This is a genomic window from Paraburkholderia sp. GAS448 (assembly GCF_050435685.1).
Taxonomy (GTDB): Bacteria; Pseudomonadota; Gammaproteobacteria; order Burkholderiales; family Burkholderiaceae; genus Paraburkholderia.
Map to the genome: position 1 here is coordinate 268,777 of NZ_JBNDKT010000005.1, position 14,854 is coordinate 283,630.

Consider the following 14,854-nt stretch of genomic DNA (forward strand, 5'->3'; position numbering starts at 1 on the left):
TCGTCACCGGCGTCTCAGGTGCTCGTCCTGCTCGAACAGCTCGACGATCCAGTCGATGAACACGCGGACTTTGGCGCTCAGGTAGCGGTTCGGCGCGTAGATCACGTGCACCGGGTTGGCCTGCTGCTGCCAGTCCTCGAGCAGCGGCACGAGTTTCCCGGCGGCGATCGCGTCACACACCGAGTACGTCGGCGCCTGGATGATCCCGAGACTCGCGAGGCCCGCGGCCAGATACGCGTTCGTATCGTCCACGACGAGCCGGTGATTCAGCGCGAGATCGCCTTTCTGATCGTTGTCGGAAAACTGGAAGGGCAGCGGGCGCCCGCCGCGCGACGGGGCCATGCCGATGGTCGGCCGATCGCGCAATTGGTCCGGCGATGCAGGTGTGCCGTGCGCGTCGAGAAACGCGGGCGCCGCGCAGGTCGTGAAGCCGAAGCTGCCGATCTGCCGCGCGACCAGGAACTGCTCGTCGACTTCGCCGGCGCGGATCGCACAGTCGATGCCCTCGGCGACCAGGTCGGTGCGCCTGTTGCCGATGTCGAGTTCAATCTCGATGTCCGGATAGGCGCCGTAGAAGTCGGCGAGCGCCGGCACGAGCACGAGCGTGCCGATCGCCGTCGGGACATCGACGTGGATCCTGCCCGACGGCTTCCTCAGCGCATGCGTGGTCGACGATTCGATGTCCGCGAGGTCCGCGAGCAGGCGCACGACGCGCTCGTAGTAGATCGCACCTTCTGGTGTGACCGTCACCGAGCGCGTCGTGCGGTGCAGCAGGCGAACCTTCAGATCTGCCTCGAGCCTCTGGATGAGCCGCGTCACCGTGGCGTTCGGCAGGTCGAGGGTGTCGGCCGCCTTCGCGAACGTCCCGGCTTCGACCACGCGGACGAATGCATTCATCGCTGCGATGCGGTCCATGATGCGCGGCTCCGTTCGATGGGGGAGACGCCATTAGACCGCAATCCCGATGCCTGCTGCTAGCGCCCGTTGAAATCCATCACCGGTCGCGGGCGGCCCGCGTTCAGCGCATCGACCGCGGAGCGGATCCCGCGCCGCGCGTCGTCGGTGTCGAACAGGGGCATCGCAATGTCTAACATCGCTTCGTCCGCGGCCGCGACGCCGCCGACTGCCCATGCGCGCAGCAACGCCTTGTGCGCGGCATAGGCCCGGGTGGGCCCGCGCGCGACCTTGCGCGCGAAATCGGCTGATTCCTTCAGCAGGTCCGCGTCGGCGACCACGCGGTTCACGACGCCGAAGCGTTCCATCGTCGCGGCAGGGACCTTCTCCGACGTCAGCGCCCACTCGGACGCGCGCGAGCGGCCCGCGCGTTCCGCGACCCGGTAGATGCCGCCAAGCACGGTGACGATCCCGAGTGTCTGTTCGGGATGCCCAAACGTCGCCGATTCGGCCGCGAAGATCACGTCCGCGCGCAGCGCAAGTTCGAGGCCGCCGCCGAAGCACAGGCCCTGCACCGCAGCGACGACCGGCAGCGGAAGATGCTCGAAGCGGTTGAACACGGACATGTAATGGCCGAAGCGGGCACGCAGTTCGCGGACGCTCGCATCGGGCCAGGTCATGATGTCGCCGCCGAACGAGAAGTTTTCGCCTTCGCTGCGCACGAGCACCGCGCGCGCGTCGCTGCGTTCGATCTCGGTGACGGCCGCGGCGAGTTCGTCGACCATCTGGTCGTCGATGCGATTCTGTGGAGGGCGATCGATGACGATCGTCGCGAGGCCGTCGTCGAAGCTGATAGTCAGGTGAGACATGGGGAAGTCCTTTGTCGTGAAAGTGGACCTTAGCCGAGGTGCTGCGTGAACCACTCGACTGCGGCCTCGCTGGAAAGACGGAATTGCGACAGGTACGGATCGAAGTGCCCGCCTGCGATCGTCACCAGCCGCTTGGGCTGCAGCGCGCGTTCGTAGGCTGCGAGTTCGAGGTCGGTCAGCGTGATCGTGTCGCGCGTCGCGACCACCATCAGGAGCGGCGTCGGCGATACGCGCGCGATCCAGTGGCCGGGCTCGTACATGCGCGCGGCGCGCGTCGAGCGGACCGTCACGTTGTTTTCCCACGCGCCGTCCGGCAGCGGCTGCAGATAGAAGTCGATCGCGTCCTTCGCGCGATACGACGCGGGGATCGCGGGATCCGCGCTGACGATCGCCTGACGCCGAGGCGGCTCGCCGCGCAATTGAGCGCGATCGTCGTCGGCGAACGCTTCCTCGATCGCCGGGACATTCTCCGGCGGAATGCGGCGCAGCCCCTGTTCGTAGCCGCTGATCGTCGGCACCTGCGCGACGACGCAGCGCAGGCGCCGGTCGGTCGCGCCGAGCACGATCGCATGGCCGCCCGCATAGCTCGTGCCCCAAAGGCCGATGCGAGCAGGATCGACGACGTCGAGACTTTCGAGGAAGCTGATTGCGCGCCGCCAGTCCGCGATCTGACGCCACGGATCGATGTCGTGGCGCGGCGTGCCTTCGCTCGCACCGAAGCCGCGATGGTCATGCAGCAGCACGACGAAGCCGGCTTCGGCGAACGCGCGCGCAAACGGCTCGAGCCCGTGCTCCTTCACGCCGGCGTAGCCGTGCGCCATCGTGATCGCGGGTCGCTGACCCTCGCCGGGCGGAACAAAGAGCCAGCCGCGCAGCTTGACGCCGCCATCGACTTCGAATTCCACATCGGTACGTTTTATCATTTCAATCTCCTGGATCCTGGATGGGCGCGCGAATCACGCGCCGCGATAGAAAAAGCTTGCGTCGACCTGCCCTTGCAGGACGCGGCCGAGTTCGGCCGAGAATTTCAGCGCGCCGCCGAGCGGGCGATGATGGATCGCCACGTGAACGATCTTGCCTTCTGCGTTCTTCGTCAGCACCGTGATCCCGCGCATCCGCTCGCCGCCGAATGCCTGCACTTCCCATTCGAGGTAGTCGCGCATGTCGTTGTGCGCTTCGTGCGTGAACGAGAGCGCCTCGTAGATCTTGCTCGCCGCGGTCATCACGGTCTTGACCTGATCGATGCCGACGACCGGCTTCGCGAGCACGCTCGCTTCGAGCACGACGTTCGGCGCGAACGCGTCGGCGAACGCGTCCGCGGACTTGTGCTCGAACGCGCGGGTCCAGCCTTGCGGCGCGACCGGCACGTCCGGCATATGCGAGGCGGGTTCGACCTTCGCGAGAAACGATCCGACGATGCGCGCGACCGCGTCCGGCTGCTCGACGTGCGGCCAGTGGCCCGCGCGCTCGATCGACGCGACGGTCGGCGCTTCGAAGCGCGGCGTCACGCCCGACGAAATCAGCTCGGCGGTGACGAATGCGTCGCCGCCCCCGCAAACGATCAGCACGGGGCCGCGGTATCGCGCAGGTTCGGCGCCCGAAGGATGGCCGTTGTTCCACAGATCGGCGAAGGTGCCGACCGCGGCGGCGTCGACGCGGTCGCCCAACTGGCCGAGACGTTCGAGTTGCGTGTCGTCGAGCTGCACCGACAGGTTGCGGCGCAGCTCGCGCTGCGCGGCCGGATTGCCGCCAAGCGCGTGGAAACCGCGCATCGCGTCGTCGGGCAGGCCAGTGCCGCGTAGCGGCACTGGCGTCAGCAGCACGAGGCCGCGGACCTGTTCGTCTAGCCGTTGGGAGACGAGTTCGGCGATCTGCGCGCCCATGCTGTGCCCGACGAGCACGACCGGGCGCGATAGCGCGCGGACCTGCGTCGTGACGTCCGCCGCGAAGCGGTCGAGGCTGTACGGGCCGGGTTCGCCGGTGCGCGCGCCCATTCCCGGAAGATCGACGCGCAGCGCGCCGGCCGCGCGGTCGCCGAGGCGCAGGGCGAGGTCGTCCCACGCGTCGGCGCCGTCCAGGAACCCGTGGATGAATACGAGCGCGGGCTGGGTCGGATGAGTCGGATTCATGCGTATCCCTTGTCGAGTCGTTCGAAAATCAGCGCGTCGCGCCGGATGCGGACCAGTTCGCCGCGTCGATCGGCGAGTAGCCGTCCTCGAACCCGTCGAGCCGGCCGATTCTCTGTTTCTGCAGCAGCGTGAGCGCCTGTGGGTCGAGCGGCGTCGTGAACGCGTTCTGCACGACCGTGTATTCGGCGGCGAGGCGGGCGACCGCCTGCAGGCCGGCGGTGTCGATGCGGCCGCGATCGAGGTAGAGATCGTCGCGGATCTGGAAGCGGAGCACTTCGCCGAATACCACGTGGTCGTTCTGGTCGCCGATCGGGATGATCCGGTCGACCTTGCATTCGAGCGCGATCGGCGCCGCTGCCACGCGCGGCGGACGGACCGTCAGCGACTCGGCCTTCTTGAGGCCGACCGCGTCGAACTCGTCGACCTCGGACGGGAATTCGAAGGCGGTGCGGTGCATCGCGTCCGCGAGCTCGAGGCTCACGATGTTGACGACGAATTCGCCGGTGTCGCGGATGTTGATGAACGTGTCCTTCAGCGTGACGCCGTCGGAGCGCGGTTGCATCGAGATCGACACCATCGGCGGCTTGCGGCCGACCGCGGTGAAGAACGAGATCGGCGCGAGATTCGCGACGCCGTCTTTGGAGAGCGTGCTGACCCATGCGATTGCGCGCGGCAGGATCGAGCCAATCAGCAGTTTGTAGTTCGAAGTGGCATCCTGAGTGGAGGGATCGACGATCATGATATGTCTCCTGTGTCGACCGGAGTTGGCGCTTTAGCGCCTACTCCGGTCCCATGCAAGTTGTATGTCGACCGGAGTTGGCGTGTCGACCAGAGTTGGCGCAAAGCACTTACTCTGGTCCCATGGCGCCTACTCCGGTCCCATGAAAGATGGTTGCTGTAAATGTATTGGGTGTTGTTCGTTACGCGGGCCGGCGGGCGACGATCAGCTTTGCGGTCAGGTTCTGCACGACTTCGCCATGCTGATTGATCGTTCTGGAGCGCAGCACCAGCATTCCGCGATCGGTGCGCGAGCGAGAAGGGGTCAGCTCCATGACTTCGCTTTCGACATGCAGCACGTCGCCGGGGCGCGTCGGCATCTTCCATTCGATCTCGCCGCCAGCGCCGAGCACGCCGTTGGCCAGCTTCGGGCCACCGGAGACGAGCAGACGCATCGTGATCGCTGCGGTATGCCAGCCGCTCGCGGCGAGCCCGCCGAACATCGTGTGGCGCGCGGCTTCGTCGTCGAGATGGAACGGCTGCGGATCGAACTCCGCGGCGAACCGCTTTATATCGGCAGCGCTGACTTCATGCGTACCGGTGATGAAGGTGTCGCCGACCTTGAGGTCGTCGAAATAGAGCGTCTCCTGACTCATGGCCCTCTCCTTTGAAGTTGAGGATGGCGGGCCGACCGACTGATTTCGTTCGCTGTCCCGCGGGTATTGCAGCTACTTTAGAGAATGTCTCTGAGAGGAGAAAGACGGCGCGGATGAATGCATCATTTCAAATCTATCAATGATCGGTACGGCGGGCTGTCAGCTGCTGAGATGCCGCGCTTCAAGGGAGCGTGTTGCCTCTTCCGCCGTTTTCCGGGGTTTCCGCAGACTTTGTTTATTTCTTTACGGTATAGGGAACATCGATACGGGGGCGGGCGGCTACGGCTTTTTCCATGGCTTCGATGCGTTCGCTATCGAGCTGCAAGGTACGAGCGGTAAACGCGGTGGTCCAGGTCTGCCCGTCGATACTCCAGGTCCCGCTCGGAATCTCTTCGATAATGCAGAATACGCGAGGGCCGCTGCCGTCGCCCTTCGTTCCGTCGACTTCAAGGATTGAGTCGGTCAGTTCGCGGGCGAGACTGTCGATCCGCTTTTGATCCATGAACCCGGCCATAACCCGAACATTGATTCGATAGATGTTCTGCCTGGGAGACTTTCCTGCGACGGTGACGTGATGTTGGGGGCGTTCGTCAAGGTAGACCCAGGCGACGGACGCGGACGTCTCGTTGATTTCGATTCCTTCCCAACGAAGCGCGATGGACCACAGCTTCGCTGAGAGCCTGCTTTGGGCGTCTGTGTCCAGTGAACCTTGCGCAAAGGTAACATCCATAAGTGGCATGGCCAGTACTCCTGAGGTTGAAGGGCGGGTGCATCAAGGATTGCCTCGCGGCTGGGCTGGTGAGGCATCTCACTTGCCCCAGGCGAGCTTCGGCCCTCCGGGTCGCTAGTGCGGAACCGCGCGGACCGATGGATTTATCGTAGCCGTCGTGGTGGAGTGTTGTTTGCGTTTCCGTGCACGGAGAATTGCCGTATAGCGCACTCGCTATCACACGGGGAACGGCAAAGAACAGCTGGGCATACCTGAGTAACCGAATTGGGGTTGAGGTATGGCAGTGCGCGCAAGGTCAACTGCTTTTGCACTGTGGAGCAAGCGTTGGACCGCAATGAGAACCAGAATGGGGATAGTCCGGTCGCTCAGGTATTAGCGGACGATGCAATGGCTTCTCTGCGAGGTGGTGTGTGTCAGAACTGGAATACGTGCCCGTCCCGTTCTTCGAGGACAACTACGCGTGGCTAATCACTGACGGACGCGCGGCCATCGTCGTTGACCCAGGCGATGCCGGCCCGGTCATCCGATATTGCGAAGAAAATCACCTGACGTTGGCGGGTATCCTGGTTACGCACCATCATCCCGACCATGTGGGAGGTGTCGATGGCCTTCTCGCGTGGTCGGGGAATTCCTCTCTCCCGGTGCACGGGCCAGCAAAAGTGCGCATCCCTGGGGTTTCCGTTCGCGTCGGACACGGCTTTTGTGTGACGTTTAAAGAGCCGGCTTTTCAGGTGACCGTGATTGAGGTGCCGGGACACACCCATGACCACATCGCGTTTTTCGAGGCCGGCAAAGGCGCCGGGGTACCCCATCTCTTCTGTGGCGATACGTTGTTCGCAAGTGGCTGCGGAAGACTCCTGGAAGGGACCGCGGAGCAGATGCTTGCATCCCTGGACAAGCTCGCGCAGCTGCCTCTCTCGACGCGCGTTCACTGCGCGCACGAGTACACGCTCGCCAACATCCAGTTTTCGCTTCGATGTGACCCCTCGAACACTGACGTCAGCGACTGGTACGATCAGGCCCGTGCGTTACGGGCTGAAGGAGCGCCTACGTTGCCGACCACGCTCCGGCATGAATTGGCGGTCAATCCGTTTCTTCGCGTGCATAGTCCCGAGATCCGGGCCGCGCTGATCAACCAGTTCAACGTTCTGGTGCCGAACCGGCTCGCTGCGTTCATTCTGCTACGTGGCTGGAAGGATTTTTTCAGCGTCGAAGAGGCCATCCCGGTCGAGCGGCGTTGGCCGCCTACGCTCCTGAAGTACTGCTGATACGCCCATGTCTGGCAGGTGTGCGATGCAGCAAACCTGAGGGGATGAGGGTAGCACCGCCTCCCAGGGCCAGGTCATTGCGTGTACCTTCAAGAAATGGCGCAAACGTCTCCAATGGAAGAGGCGCTGTGATTGGAGCGCGCAACCGCCTTGCATGGGACCGGAGTAAGCGCTAAAGCGCTAACTCCGGCCGACACAGGAGACAGACTTGCAAAATGCTTTCACCGAATGGTCGATCGACCGGGTCCCCACGAACGATCGCACGGACGCCTGGCAGGATGTGCTGAGTCGCAGCTACAGGGAGTGGCAGGTTCCGCAACGGTTGCCTGCGACGTTCTATGCGCGTGTGAAGCAACACGACTTCGCCGGGGCCGGGATTGTTGAAACGGTATGTGACCCTTGCATCGGACAACGGACACGCGGTCAGGTACGGCGTGACGACGAGCTGTATGTGGGTGTCCAGCTGACCACGGGCGGCCGTGAGCGGTTCAGGATTGGCGATTCTGGGGTGGAGGTGACATCGGGCGACCTCGTTGTATGGACGACCGATCAGGTGGTGCAGTTCGAAGTGCTTGAGCGGCTGCACAAGGTGACGCTGATGATCCCCTGGACGTTGATGCGGGAGCGTTTGCCGGAGCGAAAGCAGCCGCCGTCGGGCGGCAAGATCGAGAGCCGCACGGGCGTCGGCTCGCTGCTGGCTGTCCACCTGCTGGCTTTGTCGAACCAGATCGACAGTCTCGACCAGAGTGTTCAGGCTTCCGTGAGCCGGTCCACGCTCGAACTTCTTGGCATTGCCCTCTCGGGGCAGCAGCCCTCGGCGACGTTCGACGCGAGTGCCGCGATGCTGCGACGCGTGAAGGACTTCATCCTGCAGCATCTTCATGAGGAAGATCTGAATCCGACACGCATCGCAGAGGCGAACAACATCTCGCTGCGCTACCTGCACATGCTGTTCCAGCGCAGCGATCTGACCGTCTCAGGATTCATCCTGGACAGTCGTCTGCGCGTATGCAGGCAGGCGCTGATTGATCCCGCCTTCCAGCGCCTGCAAATTTCCGAGATCGCGTTCCGCTGGGGCTTCAACTCGGTAAGCCATTTCTGCAGGACCTTCCGGGGGCGGTATGGCGCCTCGCCCAGCGATGTGCGCCGCGCTGCGCTGAGTAGCACTGCGGGCGCGGACGTTGTCTGACACGCGGCGGTGGCGCGCTTGAATCGCCACGGCGCCGCATCACACGTAGTGCCCTGAGCGCTGCAGCACCTCGATCTTGTAGCCGTCGGGGTCCTGGATGAAGAAAAAGCGCGCGAGCATCTCGTCGCCACGTTTGAATTCCTTCACCGCGGTCGGATGGATGCCCAGTCCCGCCATCCGCTCGTGCTCAGATTCGACGTCCGCTACGGCGACAGCGACGTGCCCGTAGCCATCGCCATGCGTGTAGGCTGGCTCGCGCCCCTTGTTCCAGGTGAGTTCGATCTCGAAGTCGTTCTCTTCGTTGCGCAGATACACGAGCGAGAAGTCGGGGAAGTCCAGGCGGTGGCTGGTCGAGAGTCCCAGCGCATCCTTGTAGAACTGCAACGACCGGTCAAGGTCGTGAACACGGATCATGGAGTGAATGATCTTGGCCAATTTTTGCTTCCAGAATAGGCAGATGCCGACATGGACAGATCCACGTCGGCTGTTACCGTTTGCAAGGAGAACCGGCAAAGCGCTTCGCCGTCGAGACGATGTGCACGATGCGTCCGCGCACCTCGGCGCCCGTCGACGTGGCGAGCGGTTCCTGCTGACTGGTGCGAGTGGCGCTTAGCCTGAGAAGGGGGTGAAGGTCTGGACCGCGATCTTTCCCTCCTTGACGACCAGCGTGTCGGTGGCAAGCGTCACCCAGGGCTTCGCCTCCCACGCCAGATAGGCGACTTCGCCCGCCGTGCTCTTGCTTGTGATCTTGAATGCTGGCCAGAATCCGGGATCAGCGCTTTCGAGGAACGCCTTGAAGAAGGCGCGGATCTCCGTGCTGCCACTATAGGTCTTGTCCGGCGTGATGATCGTCGAGCTGTCGTCGTAGTCTTTCAGAAGCTCGTCCAGACCTTGAGCGAACGCGCCGAGATGATGGTCGAACACCTGCTGGGTAGCACCATCGATCTGTGCTGAAGCATGGGTCATGTTCAATGTCTCCAAAAACCGTTTGCAGATCCCGCAATCAGGCTGTCGCGGGCGTTCGGCTCCGTGCAGGCTTAACCCGCGTAGGCGCGCTGTGCTTCGTCCCACGTCACGACGACGATCGGCGTGCCGTCTTCCTTGATGAACGAAAGCGGGCCGAGGAACGTCATGTAGAACTCGCTGTCGACGGGGAAAAACGTCTTGTCGTGCCGCGCGTTCGCGGATTCGTAGCCGTATGCGGGAGCGACGACGGTGTCGCCACCGTGCTCGGCACCGCCGCGGACATCCATGCGGCCTTTTGTCAGAAGATATTCGCCGGGCCCGACATGGAAGTGGGCATTAAAGGAGGAGCCGGCCGGGCAGTCGAAAATCGCCGTCCAGGCACCCATCTCGGGCGAGGCGTGCAGCATCTTCCAGCGGATGCCGCCATGGGAAAGCGCATCGGGGAACGCCTTCCAGGGGATATCGTTCAGTTGAACAGCTTCCTCACGGACCTTCGGCTTGATTTCCATCATCGTCTCCTGTGATGTTGCCGCTTCCCAAAGGGGCCGGCAGGTTTTGCGGGGTGAGACAACGATATCGCCGACAGACCAGGCAGCGCTTGCCTGATAGCGCAGGTCCGCTTGCCTGCTAGTGCATGGATAGTTAAGGGAGCATTCAGGGAGCCAGAATGACAGGATCGCGGCATCCTGCGGCGAAGGCGCCCACCGCCGCAGCACAAGACATCGGCGCTGAGAGGGCACACCGGTGCGGAGCGGTCCTGCGCAGTCACCGACGATGAAGACATGTTGTGACATGGTTGAAGTCTCCGTTCTTTGAAAATGCCGGGTATCGGAACCCAGGCGGACCAACATCGAAGCTCGATGTGTCAATGTGCCAAGGACGGGTCGCTCAACTGAAAGCTGAGCTGACGCAGTCGCTTGCGAATGGCGGGGTTGTAGGCGTCAGGATGGGCCCTGGCGAGCCTTGCGCCATCGAAATAGAGGCCGGTACGGCCATCCACCCCAATTGCGTTGAAGGGCTATCCTTGCCCCAGACGGCGGACAACGCGTGGTGACCGAGCCGTCGCAACAGGAATCTGGAATATCGGGCGAGACCTGACTCGCATCAGCCAGGGTGCCGACGCGACACCCCAGTCACCGTCCCTTACGCGACAGGCCCAACTTTCCTCGGCCTGGTCAGCATCGCCGGCTGCAGGATTTCATCAAGTTGTGTCTGGCTCAATAAGCCCTTCTCAACCACAATCTCCGCCACACTTCGGCCAGACGCGAGCGCCTCGCGCGCGACTTCCGTAGCATGCGTGTAACCGATGTATGGATTGAGTGCAGTCACGATGCCAATCGAATTCTCGACGATTGACCGCAGCCGGTCCCGATTGGCAGTTATGCCATCGATGCATTTTGAAGCGAGCGTGAGGCATCCGGCGCGCAGGTGGGCGACGCTTTTGAAAAGACTGTGCGCGATGATGGGTTCGAATGCATTGAGTTGCAGCTGACCCGCCTCCGCAGCAAAGCTTACGGTCACATCGTTGCCGATCACCTCGAACGCGATCTGGTTGACGACTTCGGGGATGACCGGGTTCACCTTCCCGGGCATGATGCTGGAGCCCGCCTGTACGGGCGGCAGATTGATTTCCCCCAGACCCGCGCGTGGCCCGCTCGAAAGAAGACGCAGGTCATTGCAGGTTTTCGAGAGTTTGACCGCAACCCGTTTCAGCACGCCCGACAACTGCACAAACGAACCAACGTCCTGCGTTGCTTCGATCAGGTTCGGAGAAGTCGTGAGAGGAATGCCGGTCACGTCGCTCAGGTGACGGCAAGCGAGCTGCGCGTATTCAGGGTGCGTGTTGATGCCCGTACCAATCGCAGTGGCCCCCAGGTTAATCTCACAAATCAACTTTGCGGCCTCCTTGAGTCGCTCCTCGTCTTCGCCGAGCATGACCGCGAACGTGCTGAACTCTTGCCCCAGCGTCATGGGAACGGCATCCTGAAGTTGCGTGCGCCCCATCTTCAGGTCGCTCCTGAATTCCTCGGCCTTACGTTCGAACGAGGTGCGCAACGTGGCCATTGCATCGACCAGTTGCATGATTCCCGCGTATGTCGCAATTTTCAGCGCCGTCGGATAGACGTCGTTCGTACTTTGTCCAAGATTGACATCCTCATTCGGATGCAGGACAGCGTATTCGCCTCGCTGATGTCCAAGATGTTCAAGAGCAAGATTGGCGATAACTTCATTCGCGTTCATGTTCGTCGAGGTTCCCGCGCCGCCCTGAATGACATCGACCACGAACTGGTCGTGTGCGGCGCCGGAACGGACTTGCCTGCATGCCTCAACGATGGCTTGCGTCTTGAGTTCGCTGAGCAACCCAAGGTCACGGTTCGCCAGCGCGGCAGCCTCTTTTACGCTCGCCAGCGCATTGATGAGGTTCGGGTAAGCCGAGATGGGAATCCCGGTGATGGGAAAGTTCTCGAGCGCACGCAGCGTGTGGATGCCGTAATAGGCTGCGGCGGGCACGGCGAGGTCGCCGAGAAGGTCGTGTTCGATACGTTCAGTGGGCGTGAGCATAGGTTCCTCGTTGGTACCGGATTCGACTGACGAACTGCGTCACCCGGCGCTCTTGACGCGTCGGGACCGTCATGGGGGTTTTCGTGTTAGCCAGCTGCTTTGCGATGCGGCAATTCCGCCGCTGAAGTTGCGTACGCCACGCACTGTCTCGCCAGAACATCGGTGGGGTCGACCAGACTCACGAGGGTGCCGTTCGCGCCCACGAATTCCTTATGCGGAAGAAGTAGCGGTAGCTCCGTACATCCAAGGATGATGACTTCGACGCCCTGGGCGATAAGTCCATCCACTGCGGAAGCAATATCGTCCTGACATTGCCCGGTCGTGAACCCGGCTTTTACACCTTCCTTGCCATATATGGCATCCATCACGCGTGCCTGCAAGGCGGGTCCGGGTACGACCTGGTGCAGGCCCTGTAACTCGAGCGCCTTTTCGTAGACGCCGCTTGCGACCGTTCCGGAGGTTGCCAGCACGCCAACTGCGCGAAGCGCGGGAAACGTCTCGCGGAGATAGCGAACGGTGACCGTCAGCATGTTCACAATCGGTATGTTGAGATAGGGCTGAATCCGTTCGACGAACGCATGAGCCGTGTTGCACGGGATGGCGATGATGTCCGCATCGCCGGCTTCAAGCCTTTTGCAGGTCGCGTAAAGAGAGACGGTCGGGTCGGGGCCGTCGCCAAGCAGGTTTTCTGTGCGGTCGGGAATCTGTGGATTTTGCTCGACCAGGAGCTTGATATGGTCCTGATCCCTTTTTGCGGGCGTGCTGCGCACTATCTTGTGAATGAAATCTACGGTAGCCGCGGGGCCAACGCCGCCGACTACCCCGACCTTGAAGACTGTTTCGGCCGAGCCGTACTGCCACGAAACGACGTATTGCGCATACGCGAGATTCGAATCAACCATCGGGACGCGCAGTGGGCCGATTTCATCCGCGACGAGTGCAATCTCTGTCATGCCTGGCACGATGATATTTGCGCCCTGTGCGATAAGGTCCTCGCACGCTTCGCGCAGAAGCTCGACTGGCCGACCACGCAGGTTTCCGCTCTTTACGCCGTCCGGTCCATAAACGGCTTCCGTGACGAGGTCGACGTTGTCGCGCAGTCGCGGATGAACAACCTCGAACCCGGATGCCGAAAAATACTTTTCGAATAGCCTCCTGCCTCGGGTGTAGTCCGAGGCCAGCACGCCCACGCGACGAACAGCCGGGAACTTCCTTCGGACGTGGCTGCGAACGGCCTCGACCATGTCAACAATCTGCAACGGCGAGTTGGCTTTCAACTCGTCGATGAAGGTATGACTGAGGAAACAAGGCAGCACAACCGTCGTCACGCCTCGCTTCTCAAAGCCGCTAATCATGTCGAAAATATAGAGTTTTCTTTGCGTCGTCGCTTCGCTGCCCGTGCCTGAACTCGGGAATGGATGCTGCTCGAAGACCACATCGAAGTGTTCTGCATCACTGGTTGCAGGAGTCGACATCACGAGCTTGAAAAAGACGTCTGCGCTAGCCAGTGGCCCGAGACCACCGACCACACCGAACTTGCGCTCGCGCTTGATGTCTCCGGCTGTCATTTCGTCTCGCCTTGAAGTTGGCCGAACGTGATTTCAACGTTCGCTTCCTGTCGCGTGGGGACCCGCTTTGCCTCCCACTTTGCGATAACCGCCGTGGCGATGCTGTTGCCAATCACGTTTGTCGCTGTTCTGCCCATGTCGAGAATCTGGTCGATGGCAAGGATGAGCACGACTCCCGACGGCGGCAGATGGAACATCGGGGCGACAGCGGCGACCACGACCACCGAGCCTCTCGCGACGCCCGCCATGCCCTTGCTACTCAGCATCAGCACCAGCAGCATGATGATCTGCGCGCTCAGAGGCATCTCGATGCCGAATGCCTGTGCGATAAAAATCGCGGCGAACGCCTGGTACATCATCGAGCCGTCGAGATTGAACGCATATCCGAGCGGCAGGGTGAAGCCGACAACCTTCTTGTCAACACCAAACTCTTCCAGCTTCTCGGTGAGACGCGGATAAGCCGCCTCACTGCTCGCAGTCGAAAACGCGAGCATTGCCGGTTCCCGAATGGCCTTCAACAACGCCCAGATGGGCTTACCGAGAAATGCATAGCCAACAAGAATGAGTGCAGTCCACAGCAATGCGAGACCGACATAGAAACTACCGATGAGCTTGCCGTAGGTCATCAATACATCGAGGCCGTGTACGGTAATCGCAGCGGCAAGCGCGCCGAAAACACCCACAGGTGCGAGTCGCATCACATAGTCGGTCAGCTTCAGCATTGCAGGTACGAGAGCGTCCACGCCAGCGATCAGCGGCGCCACACGCGGGTCCGTCTTGATGACGCTCAGAACAACGCCGAACAGCACGGAGAAGACAAGGATCTGGAGGATGTCATTTCGCGCCATCGCATCCATGATGCTGGTCGGAAACGCATGCGTCACGAAGTCCTTGAAGTTCAGACCAGCGGTGTTGAGACCGGTGGCCACATCGGCGCTCGTCTGCACCATATGCAACCCCGCGCCGGGCTGCAGAAGATTCGCCAGAACGAGGCCAAGCGCGAGCGAAAAAAGGGATGCGCACACAAACCATCCAACTGACCTGAGTCCGATTCTGCGCACATCGCCTGAGCCCTCCATTCCGGCAAGGCCGGATACCAGTGTGGCGAAGACGAGCGGCGCGATGATCATCTTCACGAGCCGCAGGAAGATATCGGTGATGATTGAGAAGTAGCCTGCGATGGTCTTCGCTTCGGCGGCGTCACCGACCGTCCGATGACATAGGTAGCCGACAATCACGCCGAGCACCATGCCGACGAGAATATAGAGCGTGAGGCGGTTTTTCATTTCCATCCGTCCGAGGCTGG

At 61.9% G+C, this 14,854-nt stretch carries 15 protein-coding genes; 2 read left to right on the top strand and 13 right to left on the bottom strand.

The window, feature by feature from the left end:
* Window positions 1-3: 3 nt before the first annotated feature.
* The 7 genes from P3T23_RS12565 to P3T23_RS12595 all read right to left on the bottom strand — a co-directional run bounded on the left by P3T23_RS12565 (window position 4) and on the right by P3T23_RS12595 (window position 5,995).
* Entirely contained in the window at window positions 4-915 is a 912-nt protein-coding gene (locus P3T23_RS12565) for a LysR substrate-binding domain-containing protein (protein WP_429316481.1), read from the bottom strand.
* A gap of 59 nt (window positions 916-974) precedes the next feature.
* Window positions 975-1,763: an enoyl-CoA hydratase/isomerase family protein gene (locus P3T23_RS12570; RefSeq protein WP_429316482.1), complete on the bottom strand. Its 789-nt coding sequence runs from the start codon at window positions 1,761-1,763 to the stop codon at window positions 975-977.
* A 29-nt stretch (window positions 1,764-1,792) separates the two neighbouring features.
* Window positions 1,793-2,686 carry an alpha/beta hydrolase gene (locus P3T23_RS12575; protein ID WP_429316483.1) on the bottom strand — a complete coding sequence of 298 codons (894 nt, stop codon included), beginning with the start codon at window positions 2,684-2,686 and terminating at the stop codon, window positions 1,793-1,795.
* A 33-nt stretch (window positions 2,687-2,719) separates the two neighbouring features.
* Window positions 2,720-3,892: an alpha/beta fold hydrolase gene (locus P3T23_RS12580; RefSeq protein WP_429316484.1), complete on the bottom strand. Its 1,173-nt coding sequence runs from the start codon at window positions 3,890-3,892 to the stop codon at window positions 2,720-2,722.
* A 28-nt stretch (window positions 3,893-3,920) separates the two neighbouring features.
* The gene (locus tag P3T23_RS12585; protein ID WP_429316485.1) at window positions 3,921-4,631 is read right to left on the bottom strand and encodes a flavin reductase family protein; all 711 of its coding nucleotides are present in this window, start codon (window positions 4,629-4,631) and stop codon (window positions 3,921-3,923) included.
* Between the two features lie 181 nt (window positions 4,632-4,812).
* Entirely contained in the window at window positions 4,813-5,265 is a 453-nt protein-coding gene (locus tag P3T23_RS12590) for a MaoC family dehydratase (protein ID WP_429316486.1), read from the bottom strand.
* A gap of 235 nt (window positions 5,266-5,500) precedes the next feature.
* Entirely contained in the window at window positions 5,501-5,995 is a 495-nt protein-coding gene (locus tag P3T23_RS12595) for a tautomerase family protein (RefSeq protein WP_429316487.1), read from the bottom strand.
* 410 nt (window positions 5,996-6,405) lie between these two features.
* Here P3T23_RS12595 and gloB point away from each other — a divergent pair, with 410 nt between their 5' ends.
* A complete protein-coding gene (gene gloB / locus P3T23_RS12600) occupies window positions 6,406-7,263 on the top strand; it encodes a hydroxyacylglutathione hydrolase (protein WP_429316488.1) in 858 nt (285 codons plus the stop codon).
* A gap of 208 nt (window positions 7,264-7,471) precedes the next feature.
* Window positions 7,472-8,452 (top strand): helix-turn-helix domain-containing protein, encoded by a 981-nt coding sequence (locus P3T23_RS12605; protein ID WP_429316489.1) that lies wholly within the window; start codon window positions 7,472-7,474, stop codon window positions 8,450-8,452.
* Window positions 8,453-8,491: 39 nt separating this feature from the next.
* On the opposite strand, the gene P3T23_RS12610 is transcribed toward P3T23_RS12605, so the two are convergent.
* The 6 genes from P3T23_RS12610 to P3T23_RS12635 form a co-directional block, all read right to left on the bottom strand.
* Window positions 8,492-8,887, bottom strand: coding sequence for a VOC family protein (locus P3T23_RS12610; protein WP_429316490.1), 396 nt, complete (start codon window positions 8,885-8,887; stop codon window positions 8,492-8,494).
* 174 nt (window positions 8,888-9,061) lie between these two features.
* Window positions 9,062-9,418, bottom strand: a complete 357-nt coding sequence (locus tag P3T23_RS12615; RefSeq protein WP_429316491.1) for a nuclear transport factor 2 family protein — start codon at window positions 9,416-9,418, stop codon at window positions 9,062-9,064.
* A 71-nt stretch (window positions 9,419-9,489) separates the two neighbouring features.
* Complete coding sequence (locus P3T23_RS12620) at window positions 9,490-9,927, bottom strand: cupin domain-containing protein (RefSeq protein WP_429316492.1); 438 nt, start codon at window positions 9,925-9,927, stop codon at window positions 9,490-9,492.
* A 634-nt stretch (window positions 9,928-10,561) separates the two neighbouring features.
* Entirely contained in the window at window positions 10,562-11,980 is a 1,419-nt protein-coding gene (gene aspA / locus P3T23_RS12625; RefSeq protein WP_429316493.1) for an aspartate ammonia-lyase, read from the bottom strand.
* Between the two features lie 86 nt (window positions 11,981-12,066).
* Window positions 12,067-13,548, bottom strand: coding sequence for an aspartate/glutamate racemase family protein (locus tag P3T23_RS12630; protein ID WP_429316494.1), 1,482 nt, complete (start codon window positions 13,546-13,548; stop codon window positions 12,067-12,069).
* On the bottom strand, window positions 13,545-14,834 hold the full coding sequence (locus P3T23_RS12635) for a dicarboxylate/amino acid:cation symporter (protein ID WP_429316495.1): 1,290 nt from the start codon (window positions 14,832-14,834) through the stop codon (window positions 13,545-13,547). Before P3T23_RS12635 ends, P3T23_RS12630 begins: the two co-directional genes overlap by 4 nt.
* Window positions 14,835-14,854 lie beyond the last annotated feature (20 nt).

Coding starts and splice junctions, on each gene's coding strand:
- P3T23_RS12630 (WP_429316494.1), bottom strand. CDS start 13,548: ATGACAGCCGGAGACATCAAGCGCGAGCGCAAGTTCGGTGTGGTCGGT.
- P3T23_RS12585 (WP_429316485.1), bottom strand. CDS start 4,631: ATGATCGTCGATCCCTCCACTCAGGATGCCACTTCGAACTACAAACTG.
- aspA (WP_429316493.1), bottom strand. CDS start 11,980: ATGCTCACGCCCACTGAACGTATCGAACACGACCTTCTCGGCGACCTC.
- P3T23_RS12575 (WP_429316483.1), bottom strand. CDS start 2,686: ATGATAAAACGTACCGATGTGGAATTCGAAGTCGATGGCGGCGTCAAG.
- P3T23_RS12615 (WP_429316491.1), bottom strand. CDS start 9,418: ATGACCCATGCTTCAGCACAGATCGATGGTGCTACCCAGCAGGTGTTC.
- P3T23_RS12570 (WP_429316482.1), bottom strand. CDS start 1,763: ATGTCTCACCTGACTATCAGCTTCGACGACGGCCTCGCGACGATCGTC.
- P3T23_RS12590 (WP_429316486.1), bottom strand. CDS start 5,265: ATGAGTCAGGAGACGCTCTATTTCGACGACCTCAAGGTCGGCGACACC.
- P3T23_RS12565 (WP_429316481.1), bottom strand. CDS start 915: ATGGACCGCATCGCAGCGATGAATGCATTCGTCCGCGTGGTCGAAGCC.
- P3T23_RS12580 (WP_429316484.1), bottom strand. CDS start 3,892: ATGAATCCGACTCATCCGACCCAGCCCGCGCTCGTATTCATCCACGGG.
- P3T23_RS12595 (WP_429316487.1), bottom strand. CDS start 5,995: ATGGATGTTACCTTTGCGCAAGGTTCACTGGACACAGACGCCCAAAGC.
- P3T23_RS12635 (WP_429316495.1), bottom strand. CDS start 14,834: ATGAAAAACCGCCTCACGCTCTATATTCTCGTCGGCATGGTGCTCGGC.
- P3T23_RS12620 (WP_429316492.1), bottom strand. CDS start 9,927: ATGGAAATCAAGCCGAAGGTCCGTGAGGAAGCTGTTCAACTGAACGAT.